The sequence below is a fragment of the Caenimonas sp. SL110 genome, assembly GCF_001044395.1.
GTDB lineage: Bacteria > Pseudomonadota > Gammaproteobacteria > Burkholderiales > Burkholderiaceae_C > Ramlibacter.
On sequence record NZ_JANU01000051.1, the window covers coordinates 1 to 19,241 of the forward strand.

Below are 19,241 nucleotides of genomic sequence, written 5' to 3' on the forward strand. Positions count from 1 at the left end.
TACGAATCAAGCACTTGAGTGGTGTTTCTTAAGAGTCCGCAATGACAGCCGGATTTGTCATGCCGGACTCGATCCGGCATCCACCGCGCAGCGGCGACTACGCGTCGTTCGCTTCCAGCGCCTGGCACACGGCGCGTGTGACCTGCGTTGTTGTCGCAGTGCCGCCGAGGTCTCCCGTATGCAGCGCCTTGTCCGCCGTGACACGCTCGATCGCGCGCATGAGGCGATCCGCAGCGGCCTGCTCGCCCAGATGCTCCAGCAGCATCACCACCGACCAGAATGTCCCGACCGGGTTCGCAAGGCCCTTGCCCATGATGTCGAAAGCCGAACCGTGAATGGGCTCGAACATCGACGGGTAACGGCGCTCAGGGTCGATGTTGCCCGTCGGCGCGATGCCCAGGCTGCCTGCCAGTGCCGCAGCAAGATCGGAAAGGATGTCCGCGTGCAGGTTCGTCGCGACGATGGTGTCGAGCGATGCAGGCCGGTTGATCATTCGCGCCGTGGAAGCATCGACCAGTTCCTTGTCCCACCTGACGTCCGGAAACTCTTTAGAGATCTGCAAGGCGATCTCGTCCCACATCACCATTGCATGGCGCTGCGCATTGCTCTTGGTGATGACGGTCAGCAACTTGCGAGGACGCGACTGCGCAAGCTTGAACGCGAACCGCATGATGCGCTCCACGCCGGCGCGCGTCATGATCGATACATCGGTCGCCGCTTCGATCGGATGGCCCTGGTGCACGCGGCCGCCGACACCTGCGTACTCACCTTCAGAGTTTTCGCGAACGATGATCCAGTTGAGGTCTTCGGACTTGCAGCGCTTGAGCGGCGCATCGATGCCTGGAAGAATTCGCGTGGGCCGAACATTGGCGTACTGATCGAACCCCTGGCAGATCTTCAGGCGCAAGCCCCACAGCGTGATGTGGTCCGGAATGTGCGGATCGCCGGCGGATCCGAACAGGATCGCGTCCTTGTTGCGGATGGCCTCCAGCCCATCGCTGGGCATCATCACGCCATGCGCGCGGTAGTAGTCGCCGCCCCAGTCGAAGTTCTCGAACTCGAAGCGAAAGGGTGCGCTGCCCGTGGCGAGCACCTGCATGACCTCCTGCCCGGCGGGCACGACTTCTTTACCGATGCCGTCGCCGGGAATGGTTGCAATCGTGTATGTCTTCATGGGGTGTCCCTTGTTTTGCGTGCTGCTGAAGCATCAGACTTTAAGTCGCAGCACGCACTCCAGACTGCAGCCGAATTTGAGTCATTGTCAACTCAAGGTTGATAATGCCTTGCATCATGTCCAGTGCTGCCTCGCCCGCGATTTCGCCCGCCGACCTCGGCTTCTTCACCCTGCTCTCGTCATCGGGCAGCCTGAGCGCCGCTGCTCGCGAACAGGGGTTGACCACCGCCGCCGTCAGCAAGCGGCTCGCGCAGATGGAGGCACGCCTGGGGCTCACGCTCATCAACCGCACGACGCGCCGCATGAGCCTGACCGCCGAGGGCGAGGTTTACCTTGAACACGCCCAGCGCATCCTGGGCGAGTTGCAGGACATGGAGCAACTGCTGGGGCAATCGAAATCGACGCCCCGCGGACTGCTCCGGGTCAACGCCACATTGGGCTTTGGCCGCAGCCATGTCGCGCCGGTTATCTCGCGCTTCGCACGCAAGTACCCGCAGGTTGAAGTGCGCCTGCAACTGTCCGTGGACCCTCCACCGCTCACCGAAGATGCGTTCGATGTCTGCATCCGGTTCGGCCCGCCGCCCGATGCGCGCGTGATCGCCCGGATGATCGCGCCCAACCGACGGCTGCTCTGCGCGTCGCCCGCCTACCTGGCGCGTCATGGCGAACCCAGGGTACCGGCGGATCTCGCCAGTCACAACTTCATCGGCATCCGGCAAGGTGAAGAGGCGTACGGCGTTTTGCGCCTGACCCGCGGGCGCGCAGGCAAGCCGGAGAACATCAAGGCGCGAGGAACCATGGCGACCAACGACGGTGAAATCGCGGTCAGCTGGGCACTCGATGGGCACGGCATCGTGCTGCGCGCCGAATGGGACATCGAACGCTACCTGCGCAATGGGCGGCTCGTGCAGCTGCTGCCGCAGTACAACGCACCCAACGCCGACCTGTACGCGGTCTATCCGCAGCGCCACCAGGGCACGGCGCGCGTGCGGGCGTTCGTGGATTTCGTGGCGCTCTCGCTGGCTCGCAACATCGCAAGAGTGCAGTAGCCGCCCGGCTGAACTAGGGAATGCGCCCGATCACTTCAAGTGGGCCAGTGCCTGCAGGCACGCGCACCACAAGTCCATCACCAGACGACAGTGTCTCGCCGGTGAGCTGGGTAATGTTGACCTGATGCGTGACCACGACCAGCGCGCCAGGCCCTTTCCAGTTGGCCAGCAGCGCGCGGGCGCCGGATGTCTGCCTGTCCATTTCGCCGCGCCGCTCGAAAAACGAATTGAACAGCGGCTCATCGCGCAGCGGCGCCATGCCTTCAAATCCCAGCCGAGCCGTGTCACGCGTGCGGCACCACTGCGAGTGCAGCACCGACTGAACGCGGACGCCGCGCTCGCGCACCAGTTCACCCAGGCGGCGTGATTCGGCGCGGCCCTGCGCGTCGAGGTTGCGCTGCGTGGCGCACTGGTCGATCTTCATGCCGGGCGGGTCGCCGACACCGGGCGCAGTCGCGTGCCGCAACAGCACGATCGCGCCGGGCCTGGAGAGCGCAGACCAGCCGGCCTCGTCGGCAAGCGCGGTCAAGCTGGTGACTGCGAGCAACAAAGCGGCACCGCAACGCGATAGGTGGGAGAGCATGGCCGATGATAGGAAGAAAGAAAAAGCCTGCACGCGGCAGGCTCTTGAGGAATTGGTCGTGGGCTCTTACGCGACCCACGCTACGGCACATTCACATGCAGGAAAGCTCGTTATTGTTTTTCGTCGGAGAACTCTCGTTACGACGTGCGCCGTGAGATGCGGCTATGCCTGGCCAGGCAGTTCCGGTAGTGCAACTTTGCCGGAAGAGGCGCGATTGTAGCGGAACTACCACCCCAGCCACGCCCTTGCCGCCAGCATGGCCCCGGTGCCGACAACAATCGTCCAGAACAGGCTGCGCTTCCACAGGTAGAACGCAAGCCCGGCCACAGCGCCTACCAGGCGCGCGTCGAGCACGCTGTGGATGAGCTGCCCCTGCGTCATGAACAGCTCGGGCGCCACAACGGCTGCCAGGGCTGCAGTGGGCGCATAACGCAAGCCTTCGCGCAGCCATCGGGGCATGGGCAGTTCGCCTTCGGGCATCAGGAAGAACGCGCGGCAAAACAGCGCCACCAGGCCCATGCCGATCGAGGTGAAGAAGATTTCGACGGGGGTCATGCCTTCTCACCCGCGGGGCGCCCGTGATGCGCCAGCGCACCGAACGCGACCGCCGCCGCAATCGCCACCAGGATGTTGAGCTTCAAAGGCAGCGCGTACGCAGCAACGGCTGCGCATGCGGCCACGAGCGCAGCCACCCAGGTCGAGGGCGAGCGCAGCTGCGTGCACAGCATCGCAAGCAAGGCCATCGTGCCGGCAAAGCCCAGCCCCCACGACGTGGGAATCGCGCTGCCCGCCACGATGCCGATGGTGATGGAAACCTGCCAGGCCACAAACGTGATGAGGGCCGATCCGAGAAAGTATTGTTCGTACCGAACGCCGGGTTCGGGCGACTCGAACCGGCGCGCGAACACCGCGAAGTTGGAATCCCCGATCAGGTAGCTCATCGCCAGGCGCCGGCCGCGCGGCAGGTGCGCGAAGTACGGCCGGTAGTGAAACCCGAAAGCCAGGAAACGCAGGCACACGCACAGGCAGGTGGCGCAGACCACCCAGACCGGCGCGCCTGATGCGATGAGCGGCAAGGCTGCGATCTGCGCGGAGCCTGCGTAAGTGACGATGGACATGAAAAGCGCCAGCGGCACGCCCATGCCGCTCTTGGCCATGGCAACGCCCGCGACCAGACCCCATGCGAAGATGCCGATCGCCATCGGTGCGCCATCGCGCACGCCCTCGCGAAAGAGGGGTCGGCGCGTGAGTGCGATGAATTGAGAAACCAATTTACTTCCCTGCGGCCTGATGCTCGCCTGCCGTATTCTGAAGTGCAAACGAGGCTGCACAAAAATCAGGCGTCCCGTTCAATGTTCTTCCGCAGGGGAACCCGGCGCAGAGCGCACGCGTATGACGGTGGATGCGATGCCGCTGGCGATGATGAGCGCGATGCCCATCCAACCCATGAGCGTGATCCGGTCGTCGAACAGCACGAAGCCGCCGCTACACTCCCGCGCTCCGGCCTGCGGATGGGGACTGGCACCGGGACCGCCCGTACGATTTTGCACAGGCGTTAGGCGCCACTGCGAGGGCGGCGGCGCAAGTCATCTCGCATGACGTCGGAGTCGGAGCGAGAACGCTGTAACAGTGACGCGATCCCACGCAGTCCAGGGCCCCCAATGGGCTCGCCTGGACTGCGGCCACGGCTGAGGCGGTGATCACGACGGCGGCGCTGGACGAGGCCAGCCAGCGCATGGTGCCGCCAGCACCGGGTGTAACCGGTGCGGACTTCGCGAAGTGGCGCTCCAGTGCAACGGGGGCGCTTGCCCAGCTCGCAGTGATGCACTGCCCGACCCACGATCTTGCGGCTGTAGGAGTCCAGGATCAGGTACGTCTACTTCGTGCGCCACGTAGCGCTGGTAACGTCAAGCGTCAGGGTAATCCTCGTCGCGATCCGTAACCACTTGTGTATTGTGCTGCCTGTACTGCGATCTTCAATAAGCGCTTCCTCGACTAAAACAAGCCATGACGCTCAGAGTAACTCCAAGCTTCAAAAGGCTTCTAGAAATAGCCGCTCGGACTGCAGGTCAAAGCCTTACAAATTTTATCGATACGCCAGTTGCCCAAAACTGCAGGGGTACAGGCCTAACGGTGCGAAGCGAGAAGGAAGATGGTGCGTCAGAACCCTCAAAAACATAAAGCTCGGGGAAGGTGATCTATGGCAGCGATCAGCACTTACGCGGGACAGCTCGCGGAGAAATTACCAGACTATCGGGAATCCGGCCAGAAGGACGGCCGCAAAAATCGCCCGCCGCACGACGCTGCGAACCTCGATCAACATGAAGTCGGGCTCCGTGCGGAAGCAGAGAGTTATCTCAATCGCGAGCAGCAGCTATTCGACTCGGCGCTCACCGAAGCTTCGAGGGAAGCTACCCAAGCACGGCAGAAGTCAATTCAACATCAACTGGCTGTCGAACAACTCATCAGTGATACAGGGACCGTCGCCGCCGTCGAGGCAGAACTTTCTTCTGACCGTTCGGCGATTGTGCATGCCGTCGAGGCCAGACTCAGATCTGAGGCTGAGCTCAACTATTTCAGGGCTGTCAATTCAATCAATGAAGAGGCGCACTACCCGGAAAGCATCGTGTGGCACCTCGGCGTAATTGCGCTGCTAGCGGTTTTGGAGATGGTTGCGAACGCGTTCTTTTTTGAAAACAGTCAGGGCTTGCTCGGCGGTCTATTCGTAGCTGGAGGAATTGCGCTCGTAAACATGCTTACGGCACTCCTCCTCGGTCTTTCATTTCGATTTAGAAATCTCAGCGCGCTGGAAACGAAAATCGCTGGCTGGGCAGCACTATTCACGTTCGTGCTCGCGACGGTATTTTGTAACGCTCTTTTTGCCTCGTTTCGCAGTGAATATCAGCTGGTGACCGATCCCAGCGAGCCCACGCAAGTCAGCGAAGCATTTATCCAAGCGTGGCAGCAAGCCGTAAGGGTCTTTCAAGCTGACATGATCCTGAAGGACCAGCAGAGTTTCATCCTCTTTGTGTTTGGGATCACCCTCAGCGTACTTGCATTCTGGAAGGGATACACGATTGACGACCGATATCCGGACTATGGTCGTAAAGACAGAAAACACCGACGCCTGTTAGCCAACGAGGCTCGTCTAAAGGACACTGCCCGCCAACGAATCAAGGAACTCTTGCACACTAGGAAAGCTGCCGTCCATGCGGCTATCCAAGAACCGAACACTCAGGTCGGGATGCTGGCGCGCAGAGTCGCAGATCTGAACCATTCACGAACACACCTTCAAGCACAAGCTGCAGCCATCGTTCGAGAGTACGAAATGGTAATTGACGCCTACCGGCATGCGAATGTGAGCGTCCGGGCCATACCTCCTCCGGCGTACTTTGACGCTAAGCCTCAGCTGACTTTTCGAAGCGACCCCTCCCACGCTCAGGCAGTTCTTGATGAACTCGCAAAAGTGCAGGATGAAGTCAAAAGAATTGCAGACAGTAGCAAGGACGCCCTGAACCAGAGACTGCAAGCGCTCCAACAGGATACGTCTGAGGTCTTAAACAAGACGATGTCCGTATTTCTTGCTGATATTCACAAGGAAGCAAGCGATAACGTATCTGCAGGTGTACAGGTCATTCGTCGCGTCCAGGTCTAGGGCTATGGCATTCTCAAAAAAAGACAAGCAGGGCTTCGGACTTATTGCAGGGGCACTACTCATTGCCCTGACCCTCGTGGTCGCTAAGTTTCAATCCGAAAAGAGTCTGAAACCGGACGCCAGCGGTTGCATATCACCAGTGACCGCCGGGACTGTTTTCGTGATCGACAATACGGAAACAGTTTCCCAGCAAACCCGGGATGAAATCGTTGCTCGCGCTTTAGCCCACGTTGAACACAAGGTTCAGGCAAACGAACGCGTCACAGTCTTCAGCGTAACAGACGTGAGTCGGCAGAACTTAGTGCCTGTCTTTTCGAGGTGCAAGCCACAACGAGAAGGGAATCGACTGGTAGAGAGTCCTCGCCTACTCGAGAAGAACTTCAAAGCCAAATTCCATGAGCCGCTTGGAAAGGCGCTAAGCACCATCTCATCAGATTCAAAGGAATCGCCAGTCGCTCAAGCAATCATCGATATCTCCTTGACGCAATATCTGCGCAACAAAAAGAACTCGCTAATGGTATTTAGCGACATGCTGGAGCATGTTCCAGGGAAATTTACCATGTACCCGCCACAGGCTTGTCGTGATCAGCAATCCACGGTGAAAGCGTTCCGCGAATCCCGGAACGGTGCACGCGAACGCCCGACCTTTGTAAATACATCCGTCTCTTTGAACATCATCCCAAGAACACAGGTAAGCCGCGCAACGCTGGCCTGTCGCGATCAGCTTTGGCCATGGTTTTTTGGCGATAACCAAGGGCCGGACGTCTCATTCACTCCCGATTTCCTTCCAGGCTACTGACCATGTTTAACAGCGAGCCACAGCCATCGACTCAAAGCCAATTGGCACCGAAGTCGTTTTTTCCGACCATGCGAAATCTGGCAGCCTTGTCGTTTTTCCTCTTGGTAGGGGCCACGTTCTCCGGTCAGACTCCTTGGATAGCGACTTTGGTCGGGGTCGCCCCTCTCGTTTGGTACCACGTCGGCTATTTGAGTCCCCGTGCACGAACTGGACTCAGTCAAGCAGCAATCGACAGCGTTTACTATTTCGGCTTTCTAGTCACTATCGCTGCACTCGGGGTCAGTGCTGTGTCTCTAGCTACAGGGGGAGGCAAAGTCCCAATGGATGTCATTGCCTTTCAGTTCGGGCTCGGGCTTTTGGCCACTGGCTATGCAGTATTCGCCCGTATGCATCTGACCAGCATCTCTACATGGATTGACGAACAAAGCCCCGAGGTGGTACTAGACCGATACTTAAAGCGCACGCAAGAGCTGGTTACGAACGTTGAAATCGCTTCAACTCAGTTCTCCAGCTTTGCTTCGAGCTTAATGGCTCGTACGGAAGCAGCCACCACCAGTGCCACAGCAACCGCCGAGAAAAGCATGCTCGAGTTGGCCCGAGTATTCGATCAACAACTACGACAAACACTAGCGTCAGGAAACCAGGGTCTTACAGATCTACGATCTCTCGTGAATGAGACGTCGTTTGCAGAGGAACGAGAGGCGCTTGCGCGAAGCGTAAAGGTAACACTGGAATGTGTGCTTCACCTGAATAAGGCGCTCCTGGAGTTTTCGACGAGATCCACCGAAACCGCGGCAGCGACAACCCATTTGCACGACGTATCAATCAAATTGACCGACAGCATGGCTACCCTCTCAGACAGCCTCGAGCAGGTCGGAGGTCCAAATGGGACGATCATAAGAAGCGTCGATTCTTTCGAGGGCGCTCATTCCAATGCAGTTCGCACGACTCAAGCACTGAGTGAAGTCGTTGAAGAGCTATCCGCACTGGGCGGCTCTTTAGGCGGTGTTGGAACCACGTTCAAGCAACTCAAGACCCTAACGGCCAAAGCTCAGCAACAACTCGAGACTCTGGCACAAGCCTCTGGCCAACTTGAGCTCGCAACCGAGTCTTTCGTGAAGTCGAGTCACAGGACTCAAGAATTCGCCGATGGGATTGAGCGCGTTACGGGCGTACTTCCGGGAATGGGTGATCGCGTATTGGGACTCGATGGCCAGCTTGAACAACTCCGGGTGACAACCTCAGCGGTCGAGCACCACCTACAAGCGCTTCCAAGGCCGGTCGACGATGCGATCATGGTTACCAATGAACTAAGGTCAGCGTTGAGTGCCATGCAGGCGATGCTGCAGAGCGCGGGAGGAGATGCTCAAAACCTCTCGACAAACACGCAAGAGGCGTTGGATTACCTGAAGCAAGCTCATAAACTAACGGCAGACGTTAGTGGCCTTCAGTCAACAACGAAGGCCGTTAACGACCTGTTGGCGGAGATTGCCGCAAACGGCGTTAAGGCTACGGCCACCTTGACACAGACATCGGACGCTTTGCACAAAACAGTATCAATCGCGGCAAGTTCCTTAGACAAAGATGTCCAAACAGCAAGTCGAGCGGCCAGCCTATTCACCGAAAAGCTGACGGTTGTCGCGCAAAACATAATCGACGAAACGCGGAAGGCTCGGGTCGTATGAAGCAAGGGGACGATGTCTTCTTCTTCACGCTAATTGATTTTCTCCTGCAAGTTTTTTTCTTCGGGCTATTAATTTACGTTGTCGCTCAGGCTTTCGCGGGAAAGCCCCTAACTAAGGAAGAAGCTGCAGCAAGGCAGATGCTGCTCGAAGGCACCAAGGTGTCGAGTTTAGTTGAGCTGACCGATCTCCTTACAAAGATGGGGCCCCTAGAGCACCTCCCCGGTACCTCGGAGTTCTTCCAGAAGAACGGCGGTAGAGAAAGCGTGACCAAGGCAGTCGAAGCGGTGAAATCTTCAGGTGGCACCGAGAACGTTCGACGCATGAAAGCAGATATCGAATCCAGAGATCAAGAGCTTGAAGGGCTGAAGGGCGAAATGAAAGCTTGGGGTACCCCTTCTTGCGTCTACGAGACTGTAGGCGGAAAAGTGCGGCCAAAGACTATTGCCAGGGTGCGAGTGTTTGATGACAGGATTGAGCTTGAAAATCCGTCGCTCGAGATGGATTCGATCCTGAAAGGTTTGAACCGGGAGTTCGCCTCAGTTGAGAAGCTCAGCCATGCAAATTTCCGGGAGACATTTATGCCATTGGTGGCGCAGAAGCCGAACTGCAGATACTTTCTTGAAGTCATTGCTAGACCTTCTTTGCTATCTTCCATGAACGTAGTGTGGTCCGCCTTCAGGACATAACAAGCATGGACAAAGATCCACTCGCCGCTCTAAAAAAAAACTCGACGAAATGGAGCAGGCCATTGTCATCAGATTCCGGCCGACTGAGCAGCCAACCTCGCGGCCAAACCAGAGACCAGATCTTTCGTTCATTGGCAACATTGTTTCCTTCTTCCGCGGAAATCGAAGGTGACCGAGATACGCAGCCAAGCCTGCAAGCCCACTATTTTGGATTATCGTAGCTGGCGGCTGGCCTGCAACCTGATGCTTCTCACTCGGCTACGTGCAGATAGCGGCAACAAAGGAGATAACATGTGGCGCGGATTGTCACTGGGACAATACTACTCTCGCGAGACCGAGGCGCGAGCATGGGCAGCAGGCTTCGGGCGTTGGTACAACTTCGAGCATCGCCACGTGGCATTCGCTACGTCAGCCCGGCCCAGCGCCATGCCGGTGAGGATCATGCGATTCTCGCGGCGAGGCATGCGCCGTACACCCGCGTTCGCAAACGCAATGCGGCACATAGGTCAAGCGACAACAGCGACTGGACACCCATCGGCCGGTGACACTCGACCCCGAATGCGACTCGGGCATCAAGACGCACTCGGGTCGTAGGCATAAACCAGACTACAACGCTTTCAGTGAAATTGCGCTTTTCTCTGTTCTTCATCCAAGAACGGTCAGTTTTCTTCGGAAAGAGGCAATGAAAATTCAACGGACTTTGCAGTTCATCGCCCTTTCAATTTGGCTCCTATTCGCGAGCGGTGCGCAAGCAACCGAACTCGCTGGCCGTGTCGTTCGGGTCTTCGATGGGGACACCATAGACTTCCTGACCGATACTCACACGCTTGTCCGCGTGCGACTTGCGGGCATCGATGCGCCTGAGCGCAAGCAGCCGTTTTCACACGCTGCAAAACTCGCTTTGATCGATATGGCACTTTCCAAACGGGCAATGCTCCAGGTTGAAAAAGAGGACAGATATGGTCGCTTGGTTGCCAAGCTGATCGTAGAGGGGCGAGATGCCAATTTGTTTCTGATCCGACAAGGACTAGCGTGGCACTACAAGAAGTACGAGCATGAGCAAGGTGCGCAGGACCGAGTCCGATATGCCGCCGCGGAAGTCGCAGCCAAACGTGAACGATTGGGTCTTTGGGAACATCCCCTCCCAATTCCACCTTGGGACTTTCGCGCTCGAAGTCGCGCGCGTCCTCGGGAGGTCGCATACTTCACCGAGTCCATCACGAATGGCGTTGTAGGCGGACTTCTAGTTGTGATCAGGCGAGCCACATAGCTCGACGCGCGTATCCTCCGCCCAAGGGGAACCCATGGCAGTACTAATTCCAGCTTTAGGCGCATGTGCCAGCCGCATGACTTCCGGCGAGCGCCGTCTTGCCGAGCGCCTGGAGCAAAAGCTCGACGACGATTACGTGCTCTGGTATGACGTGCCGGTTGGCCCGAAGCAGACGCACCCTGACTTCGTTCTCATTCATCCTCGACGCGGTCTTCTCATCCTGGAAACCAAGGACTGGAAGCTCGACACAATCCAGGAATGCAGCAAACAATCCTGGACCCTCACGGTGGAGGGTCGACCCAAGGTCGTCATCAACCCCGCAGCGCAGGCCCGTCACTGCGCCATCCAGGTCATCAACGCACTGGAGCGCGACGCTCAACTCATTCACCCCGAAGGCCCGAATCAGGGAAAGCTGGCGTTTCCGTGGGGAAGCGGCGTGGTCTTCACCAACATCACGCGCAAACAGTTCGTTGATTCAGAACTGGATCAGACGATCGATGCCCACCTCGTCATCTGCAAGGACGAGATGCTCGAATCGGTCGAGCCGGAAGAATTTCAGCAGCGCCTGTGGAACATGTTTCCGCACGCATTTGGCAAGGCAATCTCTCTGCCACAGCTCGATCGCGTGCGGTGGATCATGTTCCCGCAGGTTCGCGTTCCCACACAGACGACGCTGTTCACAGATCAGGAAGAAGAGTTGCCCGACATGATGCGGGTCATGGACCTTCAGCAGGAGCAGCTTGCGCGCAGCCTTGGGGACGGTCATCGCGTCATTCATGGGGTCGCGGGCTCTGGCAAGACCATGATCCTGGGCTATCGCGCAGAGCACCTTGCCAAGCTTCCTTCGACCAAGCCAATCCTGGTCCTTTGCTACAACGAGCCGCTGGCCGTGAAGCTCGATGCGATGTTCAATGCAAAGGGTCTCGCCGACCGCGTGCACGCCCGTCACTTTCACAAGTGGTGCCGCCAGCAACTGGTCACCTATGGTCAACCCCTGCCGCCACAAGGCAAGGCGATGTTCGACCAGATGATCGACAACGTGATTAACGGCGTGGATCGCAAGCAGATTCCCTCGGGCCAGTATCAGGTTGTGATGATCGACGAGGGGCATGACTTCGAGCCGGAATGGTTGAAGCTCGTGACGCAAATGGTGGACCCGGAGACCAACAGCCTGCTCGTTCTCTACGACAGCGCGCAGTCGATCTATGGCAAGAGCAAAGCCCGCAGTTTCAGCTTCAAGAGCGTCGGCATCCAGGCCGCTGGGCGCACCACGATCCTGAAAATCAATTACCGCAACACGAAACAGATTCTGCAAACGGCCAACAAGGTCGCAGGGGAATTTCTGCAGCCCCATGCACAGGATGAGGATGGCGTGCCTTTGGTACAACCAGTGAGTTGCGGCCGCGATGGTCAGGCTCCGCTTGTCGTGCGGCTGCCCTCCCCTCGTGACGAACCGGCCAAAGTCGCAGAGCTATTGGCAGCAGCGCACGAGGAGGGTCACGCCTGGGGCGATATGGCCGTCCTTTGCAGGGACCATGCGGCAATGGACGCCTGCGCTAAGGCTCTCCATTTGCGTAAGCTCCCGCACAAGGTACGTCACCGTTCGGGTGACTTCGACCCGCTGGCAGACACGATCAAGGTCATGACCATGCATGCGAGCAAGGGGCTGGAATTCCCGGTGGTCGCAGTGGTCGGAATAGGGCAGATGCCCAGGGAAGGCGAAGAAGTTGCGGATGAGGCGAAACTGTTTTATGTCGCTGCAACACGGGCAACGCAGAGGTTGATGATGACTGTTGCGGGCGATGGTGCGTTTGCGAAAACGTTGACTGCGTAGAAAGCAAAGCGCGCAGTTGTGGTGATGGACGCAGTCGCCGCTGCGCGGTGGATGCCGGATCGAGTCCGGCATGACAGCCTTATGGAGAGTTGCCCGGTGAGCTTCACCCAACCAGCATCGGAAACAGCCGATGCGCCATCGCCGCACCCGCTGGCAATTCTTCCGCAAGCCCCGGAAAATCCGGCGACGTTTTCCACCGTCTTGGCGCGTGCCGGATGTCATCACCCAGGTACCTCACCGAAAACACGCGTCTGCGATTGCTGCCTTCCACTCCACCTGCCGCATGCAGGGTCAGCATGTGAAAGCACACCACATCGCCTGGCTCGATCTCCCAGCCGACGATGCGATGCGCGCTGCGATCGGCCTCGATATCCGGCAGGTCAGCGAGCGAGCCCTCCGGGAACCACTTGGCCTGGTTGTCCATGAAGGTGCGTGGCATCAGCCACGGTCCCTTGTGAGAGCCCGCGACGAATTCGAGCGTGGCCGATCGGGAGACCGGGTCCACCGGAATCCACATGCTCACATTCTGGTGGCCGTCGATGTTGTAGTAGGGCTGGTCCTGGTGCCAGGGCGTGCGCTGGCGCGTGCCGGGTTCCTTGACGAGCACATGGTCGTGATAGAAGCGCACGGTGCGCGACTGCATGAGGCGCTGCGCAACCAGCGCCAGCGGTGTCTCGCGGATGAAGCGCTCGTACTGCGCTATGTCTTGCCAGTTGCAGAAGTCTTCGATGAAGCGGCCCGGGTCGTCGGGACGGCTCGCAACGATGGCGCGTGGGCTGGGTGATGCCAGGTTGACCTCGATTCCCTCCCGCAGCAGCGCTACTTCGGCAGGCGTGAGGAGCTGGCGAATGCATACCGCGCCATCGCGTGCGAAATCGCTGATGTGCTGATCCGTCAGGCGGTCTTGCAGGCGCTGGGTGAGTGGCTGCGGGTCGATCATGGGGCTATGTTCCGGGTGATCTGGTGACAACGCAATATTACGGCGCAAAAAAAACGGCCTGAGCTATCAATTCAATAGCGTCAGACCGTTTGTAGTGGCGGAGAGGGTGGGATTCGAACCCACGGTAGGGTCGCCCCTACGCCTGATTTCGAGTCAGGTACATTCGACCACTCTGCCACCTCTCCAGATGATGTTCGCTGTGGTCGCGAAGACCGAAATTCTAACCGATCAAATGGCGCCTTCCGGACGCAGGGTTTCGATACCGCCCATGTATTTGCGCAGGGCCTCAGGCACCGTCACCGATCCATCCGCATTCTGGAAATTTTCAAGCAGCGCAACCAGCGTGCGGCCCACGGCCAGGCCCGATCCGTTCAAGGTGTGCACCAGCTCGTTCTTGCCCTGCGCATTCTTGAATCGCGCCTGCAGCCGCCTGGCCTGGAAAGCCTCGCAATTGGAGACCGAGCTGATCTCCCGGTAGACGCCCTGCGCAGGCACCCACACTTCGAGGTCATAGGTCTTGGCGGAACTTGGCCCCATGTCCCCGGTGCACAGCAGCATCACGCGATAGGGCAAGCCCAGCTTTTGCAGGATGGCTTCGGCGTGGGTGACCATGGCCTCCAGCGCTTCGTAGCTCTTGTCGGGGTGCGTGATCTGCACCATCTCGACCTTGTCGAACTGGTGCTGGCGGATCATGCCGCGCGTGTCGCGTCCGGCACTGCCCGCTTCCGAGCGGAAGCACGGCGTGTGCGCGGTCAGCTTGATGGGCAGGTCGCCCTCGGCCACGATCTCGTCGCGAACGAAATTCGTCAGCGTCACTTCGCTGGTCGGGATGAGGTAGAGCGCCGAGTTGTCGGGCTGCTCTTCGCCTTCTTGCCCGCCCTTTTTCGCGGCGAACAGGTCGCCCTCGAATTTGGGAAGCTGGCCCGTGCCGCGCAAGGTTTCGGCGTTCACGATGTACGGCGTGTAGCACTCGGTATACCCGTGCTCCTGCGTCTGCGTGTCGAGCATGAATTGCGCGAGCGCGCGATGCAGTCGCGCGAGCTGGCCCTTCATCACGGTGAATCGAGAGCCGGCCAGCTTCACACCCATCCCGAAGTCGAGGCCGAGCTTCTCGCCGATGTCGGCGTGGTCCTTGAGCGGGAAGTCGAATTCGCGCGGAGTGCCCCATTTGCGCACTTCGAGGTTGCCGTGTTCGTCTGCGCCGACAGGCACGGATTCATGCGGCAGGTTGGGCACAGCCAGCAGCAGGTTCTGCATCTCGGGCTGGATCTGCTCCAGGCGCGCGGCGGATGTATCGAGTTCGCCCTTGAGCGCAGCGACTTGCGCCATCACCGCATCGACGCTTTCGCCTTTGGACTTGAGCTGCCCAATCTGTTTGGACAGCGTGTTGCGCTGCGATTGCAGCTCTTCGGTGCGCGTCTGTATGGACTTGCGTTCGGCCTCCAGGGCGGTGAACGCATCGACGTCGAGAAAAGCCTGCGGGCTCTTGCGTGTCTCAAGGCGGGCGACCACCGAGGGCAGGTCTTTGCGGAGTTGGATGATGTCGAGCATGGGGGGATTTTATCGGGGCTGTTGAAGGCATGGATTGCGGATCGAGTCCGCAATGACAGCCATTGTTGTCATGCCGGAATCGATCCGGCATCCACCGCGAAGCGGCTACGGCGCTGAACGCTCAGGAAATCGTCGAAGGATCCAGGTTCGCGCCGCAGATCACCAGGCACACCTTCTCATCCGCGCGCGGCTTGTACGCACCGCTGTGCAAGGCCGCGAGGCCCAGGGATGCCGACGCTTCCACCGCGAGCTTCATCTCTTTCCACAGCCACAGTTGCGCGTGGCGTATCGCTTCATCGGGCAGAACCAGCGAATCCTTGACGTATCGCTGCGTGAGGTCCCACGCCAGCTCACCAATGCGTTTCGCACCGAGTGAATCCGCAGCGATGCCACTGACCGACACATCCACCGGCTTGCCCGCGCGGCGCGCCTCGAACAGAGTCGGCGCCAGTTCCGGTTCCAGCGCAACAACGCGCGAGCGACCCTCGAACCACGCCGCAATACCGGCGATGAGCCCTCCTCCGCCCACGCTCACCAGCACGCTGTCGGGCGTGCCCCCATCGGCCTCGATCTCCTGCGCGAGCGTGCCTGCGCCGGCCACGACTTCGCTCTGGTCGTAGGCGTGCGTGAGCAACGCGCCAGTGGCCTTCTGCCGCGCGAGGCAGGCTTGCAATGCTTCGGCGTAATTCGCGCCCGTGACCACGACATCGGCACCGAGTTCACGCAGCTTGGCCTGCTTCATCGCACTGGAGATCGTGGGCACGAAAACTTCGCATTTCACGCCGAGCGCCCTGGCTGCGGCTGCCGTCGCGATGCCCGCGTTGCCACCGGATGCAACGATCACGCCGCTCGCCGGGATGTCGTTGGCCAGCAGGCGATTGAGCATGCCGCGCGCCTTGAAGCTGCCGCCGACCTGCAGGTGCTCGAGCTTGAGCCAGACTTCGGCGCAGTCGATCTCGAAGTCCGCGCCGCGCAGTTTCCACAGGGGGGTGTGGCGGATGAAGCCGGGTTGGCGGGCGGTGAAGCGGTGTGCAGCTTCGGTGATCTGTAGAGGGGTCATGGAGTCAGGAAGTCAGGAAGGCATGGATGCCGGATCGAGTCCGGCATGACAGCCAATTGCAATCGGGTCCGGCAGGACAGCCAATGGAGTGCACAGTGGTTGTCAAGAAAGCTTCAGGCCCTTGGGCAGAGGAAACTTCACTGTCTCCTGGATGCCGTCCATCTTGCGCACCGAAACCGCGCCCATTTCCTTCACACGGTCGATCACCTGCTTGACCAGCACTTCCGGCGCCGAGGCACCGGCCGTCAGGCCCACGCGCGATTTGCCTTGGAGCCATTCGGGTCGCAGCTCATCGGCGTGGTCCACCATGTAGCTTTGCACGCCCAGCTTGCGCGCGAGTTCTGCGAGGCGATTGCTGTTGGAACTGGTCGGACTGCCCACGACGATGAGCACATCGACCTGCGGCGACATGATCTTGACCGCGTCCTGTCGGTTCTGCGTGGCGTAGCAGATGTCCTGCATCTTCGGTTCGCGAATCAGCGGGAAGCGCCTGCGAACAGCCGCCGATATCTCGGCGGCGTCATCGACGGACAGCGTGGTCTGGGTCACGACCGCGAGTTTTTCCGACTGCAGCGGCTGCACCGTCGCCACATCGGCCACGTCTTCGACCAGATGGATGCCGTGATCGAGCTGGCCCATCGTGCCTTCGACTTCGGGGTGCCCCTTGTGGCCGATCATGATGAATTCGTAGCCCTCTTTCGCGAGCTTGGCGACTTCGACGTGGACCTTGGTCACCAGCGGGCATGTCGCATCGAAGATCTCGAAGCCGCGCGCCCTGGCTTCATCCTGCACCGCCTTGCTCACGCCATGCGCAGAAAACACCAGCGTCGAGCCGGGCGGCACATCGGCGAGGTCTTCGATAAAGATCGCGCCCTTGGACTTGAGGTCGTTCACGACATACGTGTTGTGAACGATTTCGTGGCGCACATAAATCGGCGCGCCGAACTTGGTCAGCGCACGCTCGACGATTTCGATGGCGCGATCCACGCCTGCGCAAAACCCGCGCGGCTCGGCCAGCAGGATTTCGACATCACCTGCAGCATGGGTGTCTGCATCGGTTACCGCATCGGTCATAGGACGCCTATCACTTTGACTTCGAATGTCACGGGCTGGCCTGCCAGCGGATGGTTGAAATCGAACAGGACGGCATCAGCCTTGCCGTCACCATCGCCGTCCTTGCCCACCTGCCGCACCGAGCCCGCATAGCTCGACATGCCGTCAGGCGTGGGAAACTGCACGACATCGCCCACCGCGTATTGCTCCAGCGGATCGCCCATCTTGTTGAGCAGCGCGCGCGCCACCCATTGCATCATTTCGGGATTGCGGTCACCAAAGGCTTCGCCGGGCGGGATGTCGAAGCTGGCGTGCTGGCCTTCTTCAAGGCCCAGCAGACGCTGCTCGACCGCAGGTGACAACTCGCCGCTGCCCAATGTGAGCGTGGCCGGCTTGTCGTTGAACGTGTTGATGATGTCGCCGGCCGGGCCGGCGAGCCGGTAGTGCAGTGTGAGAAATGAACCCGGCTGGACCCGGTTGGCGGTGGAAGGCATGTTTGTACCGATAAACTGCCATTTTAGGATGGGCCCAGAGCCCTGGCACCTGCAGGCCCATGAATCTCAAAGACCTTCCCATCGACGCCCAGCCGCGCGAAAAGCTGCTCGCGCGCGGCCCGGCCGCCCTGTGCGACACCGAATTGCTCGCCATCTTGCTGCGCACCGGCACCGCCGGGCGCGGCGTGCTGCAGATGGCGGGCGAACTGCTGGGCAAATTCAAGGGCATTGCCGGCCTGCTGCACGCAAGCGCAGACGACCTGAAGGGCTTCAAGGGCCTGGGCGGATCTGCCAAGCGCGCAGAGCTGATCGCGGTGATCGAACTGGCCCGGCGCGCATTGGCCGAGCAACTGAAAGAGCGCACCGTTTTCAGCTCGCCCGATGCGGTGAAAGACTTCCTGCAATTGCACCTGGCGAACAGGTCGCACGAGGTGTTCGCCGCGCTGTTCCTGGATTCACAGCATCGGCTGATCGAAATGAAGGAACTGTTCAGGGGCACGCTGACACAAACCAGCGTCTACCCGCGAGAGGTCGTGAAGCACGCGCTCGCAGTCGATGCCGCATCGGTTGTGCTGTCGCATAACCACCCGAGTGGAAGCGTGTTGCCGTCGCGCGCGGATGAGGCGGTAACCCAGACGCTCAAGGCCGCGCTGGCACTCATCGATGTGCGCGTGCTCGATCACGTGATCGTGACGCAGGGTGCATCGCTGTCGATGGCGGAAAAGGGATTGATCTAGGCCTTCACAAGGACCGAGCCGAAGTATGAAAGCCAAGTCCCTCAAAGACCTCGTGCAGATGCAGCAATTGCTGGCCGACCAGCAAAAGGCGGCCGCGATTGCCGAAGCTGCGCGCCAACTGGCCGCGCGCAAGGCAGATGCCGAAAAGAATCTCTTTGTCCGTGCTGCGGGCAAGGTCGAGCCGCTGCGTGATCGGGCCCGGGTCCAGCTGCTGCGCGACCAGCCCGCGCCGATCGCGGTGCAAAAGCAGCTCGATGAGCAGCGCGTACTGCAGGAAGCGATCAGCGATGAATTCGATGGCGCGACGCTGCTCGATGTGGACGATGCCCTCAGCTTTCGTCGACCGGGAATCGGAACCGACATCACGCGCAAGCTGCGCAAGGGCGGCTGGTCGATGCAAGGTGAGATCGACCTGCACGGCATGCGGCGCGAAGAAGCCAGAGAGGCGCTCTCTGCATTCATTCGCGAATCCGTCAAACGCGGCTGGCGCTGCGTGCGGGTGGTGCACGGCAAGGGGCTGGGCTCGCCCGGCAAGACGCCCGTGCTCAAGGGCCGGGTGCAGGGCTGGCTGATCCAGAAAAATGAAGTGCTGGCGTTTGTCCAGGCGCGTGGGGACGAAGGTGGAGCGGGGGCGTTGGTGGTGCTGCTCAAGCCTACGCCCTGAGCCTGCG

The 19,241-nt window shown here is 59.8% G+C and carries 19 protein-coding genes, 1 tRNA gene and 1 pseudogene; 10 read left to right on the forward strand and 11 right to left on the reverse strand.

From position 1 onward, the window contains the following. Positions 1–97 precede the first annotated feature (97 nt). Complete coding sequence (locus AQ12_RS19200) at positions 98–1,174, reverse strand: tartrate dehydrogenase (RefSeq protein WP_048441580.1); 1,077 nt, start codon at positions 1,172–1,174, stop codon at positions 98–100. A gap of 116 nt (positions 1,175–1,290) precedes the next feature. Here AQ12_RS19200 and AQ12_RS19205 point away from each other — a divergent pair, with 116 nt between their 5' ends. After that, entirely contained in the window at positions 1,291–2,223 is a 933-nt protein-coding gene (locus tag AQ12_RS19205) for a LysR substrate-binding domain-containing protein (protein ID WP_048441614.1), read from the forward strand. 13 nt (positions 2,224–2,236) lie between these two features. Here the strand turns inward: AQ12_RS19205 and AQ12_RS19210 are convergent, their stop codons facing one another. The 4 genes from AQ12_RS19210 to AQ12_RS23570 all read right to left on the reverse strand — a co-directional run bounded on the left by AQ12_RS19210 (position 2,237) and on the right by AQ12_RS23570 (position 4,356). Then, positions 2,237–2,806 (reverse strand): histidine phosphatase family protein, encoded by a 570-nt coding sequence (locus tag AQ12_RS19210; RefSeq protein ID WP_048441581.1) that lies wholly within the window; start codon positions 2,804–2,806, stop codon positions 2,237–2,239. A 225-nt stretch (positions 2,807–3,031) separates the two neighbouring features. After that, a complete protein-coding gene (locus tag AQ12_RS19215) occupies positions 3,032–3,361 on the reverse strand; it encodes an AzlD domain-containing protein (RefSeq protein WP_048441582.1) in 330 nt (109 codons plus the stop codon). Next, the gene (locus AQ12_RS19220) at positions 3,358–4,077 is read right to left on the reverse strand and encodes an AzlC family ABC transporter permease (protein ID WP_053076809.1); all 720 of its coding nucleotides are present in this window, start codon (positions 4,075–4,077) and stop codon (positions 3,358–3,360) included. The genes AQ12_RS19215 and AQ12_RS19220 overlap by 4 nt, the downstream gene beginning before the upstream one ends. A gap of 78 nt (positions 4,078–4,155) precedes the next feature. Beyond that, positions 4,156–4,356, reverse strand: coding sequence for a hypothetical protein (locus AQ12_RS23570; protein WP_152682865.1), 201 nt, complete (start codon positions 4,354–4,356; stop codon positions 4,156–4,158). Positions 4,357–5,006: 650 nt separating this feature from the next. On the opposite strand from AQ12_RS23570, the gene AQ12_RS19225 reads away from it, so the two are divergent. The 7 genes and pseudogenes from AQ12_RS19225 (at position 5,007) to AQ12_RS19250 (ending at position 12,735) form a co-directional block, all read left to right on the forward strand. Beyond that, positions 5,007–6,461, forward strand: a complete 1,455-nt coding sequence (locus AQ12_RS19225; RefSeq protein ID WP_048441583.1) for a hypothetical protein — start codon at positions 5,007–5,009, stop codon at positions 6,459–6,461. A gap of 4 nt (positions 6,462–6,465) precedes the next feature. Further along, positions 6,466–7,260 (forward strand): hypothetical protein, encoded by a 795-nt coding sequence (locus AQ12_RS19230; protein WP_048441584.1) that lies wholly within the window; start codon positions 6,466–6,468, stop codon positions 7,258–7,260. A 320-nt stretch (positions 7,261–7,580) separates the two neighbouring features. Further along, positions 7,581–8,945 carry a hypothetical protein gene (locus AQ12_RS19235; RefSeq protein WP_152682866.1) on the forward strand — a complete coding sequence of 455 codons (1,365 nt, stop codon included), beginning with the start codon at positions 7,581–7,583 and terminating at the stop codon, positions 8,943–8,945. Continuing rightward, positions 8,942–9,631, forward strand: coding sequence for a hypothetical protein (locus tag AQ12_RS19240; RefSeq protein WP_048441586.1), 690 nt, complete (start codon positions 8,942–8,944; stop codon positions 9,629–9,631). Before AQ12_RS19235 ends, AQ12_RS19240 begins: the two co-directional genes overlap by 4 nt. Positions 9,632–9,967: 336 nt before the next feature. Next, positions 9,968–10,214 (forward strand): annotated as a pseudogene (locus tag AQ12_RS23575) (IS3 family transposase); the annotation flags it as partial. Positions 10,215–10,313: 99 nt separating this feature from the next. Further along, positions 10,314–10,901: a thermonuclease family protein gene (locus AQ12_RS19245; protein WP_082151693.1), complete on the forward strand. Its 588-nt coding sequence runs from the start codon at positions 10,314–10,316 to the stop codon at positions 10,899–10,901. Between the two features lie 34 nt (positions 10,902–10,935). Continuing rightward, the gene (locus tag AQ12_RS19250; RefSeq protein ID WP_193388008.1) at positions 10,936–12,735 is read left to right on the forward strand and encodes a DEAD/DEAH box helicase; all 1,800 of its coding nucleotides are present in this window, start codon (positions 10,936–10,938) and stop codon (positions 12,733–12,735) included. Between the two features lie 103 nt (positions 12,736–12,838). On the opposite strand, the gene AQ12_RS19255 is transcribed toward AQ12_RS19250, so the two are convergent. The 6 genes from AQ12_RS19255 to AQ12_RS19280 all read right to left on the reverse strand — a co-directional run bounded on the left by AQ12_RS19255 (position 12,839) and on the right by AQ12_RS19280 (position 17,833). Continuing rightward, positions 12,839–13,675, reverse strand: a complete 837-nt coding sequence (locus tag AQ12_RS19255) for a phytanoyl-CoA dioxygenase family protein (RefSeq protein WP_048441588.1) — start codon at positions 13,673–13,675, stop codon at positions 12,839–12,841. 95 nt (positions 13,676–13,770) lie between these two features. Further along, a tRNA-Ser gene (locus AQ12_RS19260) sits at positions 13,771–13,860 on the reverse strand. 43 nt (positions 13,861–13,903) lie between these two features. Beyond that, positions 13,904–15,226, reverse strand: coding sequence for a serine--tRNA ligase (serS, locus tag AQ12_RS19265; RefSeq protein WP_048441589.1), 1,323 nt, complete (start codon positions 15,224–15,226; stop codon positions 13,904–13,906). A gap of 121 nt (positions 15,227–15,347) precedes the next feature. Beyond that, a complete protein-coding gene (locus AQ12_RS19270; protein WP_048441590.1) occupies positions 15,348–16,286 on the reverse strand; it encodes a threonine/serine dehydratase in 939 nt (312 codons plus the stop codon). 102 nt (positions 16,287–16,388) lie between these two features. Then, positions 16,389–17,360, reverse strand: coding sequence for a 4-hydroxy-3-methylbut-2-enyl diphosphate reductase (gene ispH / locus AQ12_RS19275; protein WP_048441591.1), 972 nt, complete (start codon positions 17,358–17,360; stop codon positions 16,389–16,391). After that, entirely contained in the window at positions 17,357–17,833 is a 477-nt protein-coding gene (locus tag AQ12_RS19280) for a peptidylprolyl isomerase (protein WP_048441592.1), read from the reverse strand. The genes ispH and AQ12_RS19280 overlap by 4 nt, the downstream gene beginning before the upstream one ends. 59 nt (positions 17,834–17,892) lie before the next feature. On the opposite strand from AQ12_RS19280, the gene radC reads away from it, so the two are divergent. Both radC and AQ12_RS19290 read left to right on the forward strand, forming a co-directional pair. Further along, positions 17,893–18,570, forward strand: coding sequence for a DNA repair protein RadC (gene radC, locus AQ12_RS19285; protein ID WP_048441593.1), 678 nt, complete (start codon positions 17,893–17,895; stop codon positions 18,568–18,570). Between the two features lie 25 nt (positions 18,571–18,595). After that, the gene (locus AQ12_RS19290) at positions 18,596–19,234 is read left to right on the forward strand and encodes a Smr/MutS family protein (protein ID WP_048441594.1); all 639 of its coding nucleotides are present in this window, start codon (positions 18,596–18,598) and stop codon (positions 19,232–19,234) included. The last annotated feature ends 7 nt before the right edge of the window (positions 19,235–19,241 follow it).

Excerpts from the sequence above, each read along its gene's own strand:
- AQ12_RS19245 (WP_082151693.1), top strand. The coding sequence starts at position 10,314 with ATGAAAATTCAACGGACTTTGCAGTTCATCGCCCTTTCAATTTGGCTC.
- AQ12_RS19235 (WP_152682866.1), top strand. The coding sequence starts at position 7,581 with ATGGATGTCATTGCCTTTCAGTTCGGGCTCGGGCTTTTGGCCACTGGC.
- AQ12_RS19210 (WP_048441581.1), bottom strand. The coding sequence starts at position 2,806 with ATGCTCTCCCACCTATCGCGTTGCGGTGCCGCTTTGTTGCTCGCAGTC.
- AQ12_RS19240 (WP_048441586.1), top strand. The coding sequence starts at position 8,942 with ATGAAGCAAGGGGACGATGTCTTCTTCTTCACGCTAATTGATTTTCTC.
- AQ12_RS19230 (WP_048441584.1), top strand. The coding sequence starts at position 6,466 with ATGGCATTCTCAAAAAAAGACAAGCAGGGCTTCGGACTTATTGCAGGG.
- ispH (WP_048441591.1), bottom strand. The coding sequence starts at position 17,360 with ATGACCGATGCGGTAACCGATGCAGACACCCATGCTGCAGGTGATGTC.
- AQ12_RS19200 (WP_048441580.1), bottom strand. The coding sequence starts at position 1,174 with ATGAAGACATACACGATTGCAACCATTCCCGGCGACGGCATCGGTAAA.
- AQ12_RS19270 (WP_048441590.1), bottom strand. The coding sequence starts at position 16,286 with ATGACCCCTCTACAGATCACCGAAGCTGCACACCGCTTCACCGCCCGC.
- AQ12_RS19225 (WP_048441583.1), top strand. The coding sequence starts at position 5,007 with ATGGCAGCGATCAGCACTTACGCGGGACAGCTCGCGGAGAAATTACCA.
- AQ12_RS19280 (WP_048441592.1), bottom strand. The coding sequence starts at position 17,833 with ATGCCTTCCACCGCCAACCGGGTCCAGCCGGGTTCATTTCTCACACTG.
- AQ12_RS19255 (WP_048441588.1), bottom strand. The coding sequence starts at position 13,675 with ATGATCGACCCGCAGCCACTCACCCAGCGCCTGCAAGACCGCCTGACG.
- AQ12_RS19215 (WP_048441582.1), bottom strand. The coding sequence starts at position 3,361 with ATGACCCCCGTCGAAATCTTCTTCACCTCGATCGGCATGGGCCTGGTG.
- AQ12_RS19290 (WP_048441594.1), top strand. The coding sequence starts at position 18,596 with ATGAAAGCCAAGTCCCTCAAAGACCTCGTGCAGATGCAGCAATTGCTG.
- serS (WP_048441589.1), bottom strand. The coding sequence starts at position 15,226 with ATGCTCGACATCATCCAACTCCGCAAAGACCTGCCCTCGGTGGTCGCC.
- radC (WP_048441593.1), top strand. The coding sequence starts at position 17,893 with ATGAATCTCAAAGACCTTCCCATCGACGCCCAGCCGCGCGAAAAGCTG.
- AQ12_RS19205 (WP_048441614.1), top strand. The coding sequence starts at position 1,291 with ATGTCCAGTGCTGCCTCGCCCGCGATTTCGCCCGCCGACCTCGGCTTC.
- AQ12_RS19250 (WP_193388008.1), top strand. The coding sequence starts at position 10,936 with ATGGCAGTACTAATTCCAGCTTTAGGCGCATGTGCCAGCCGCATGACT.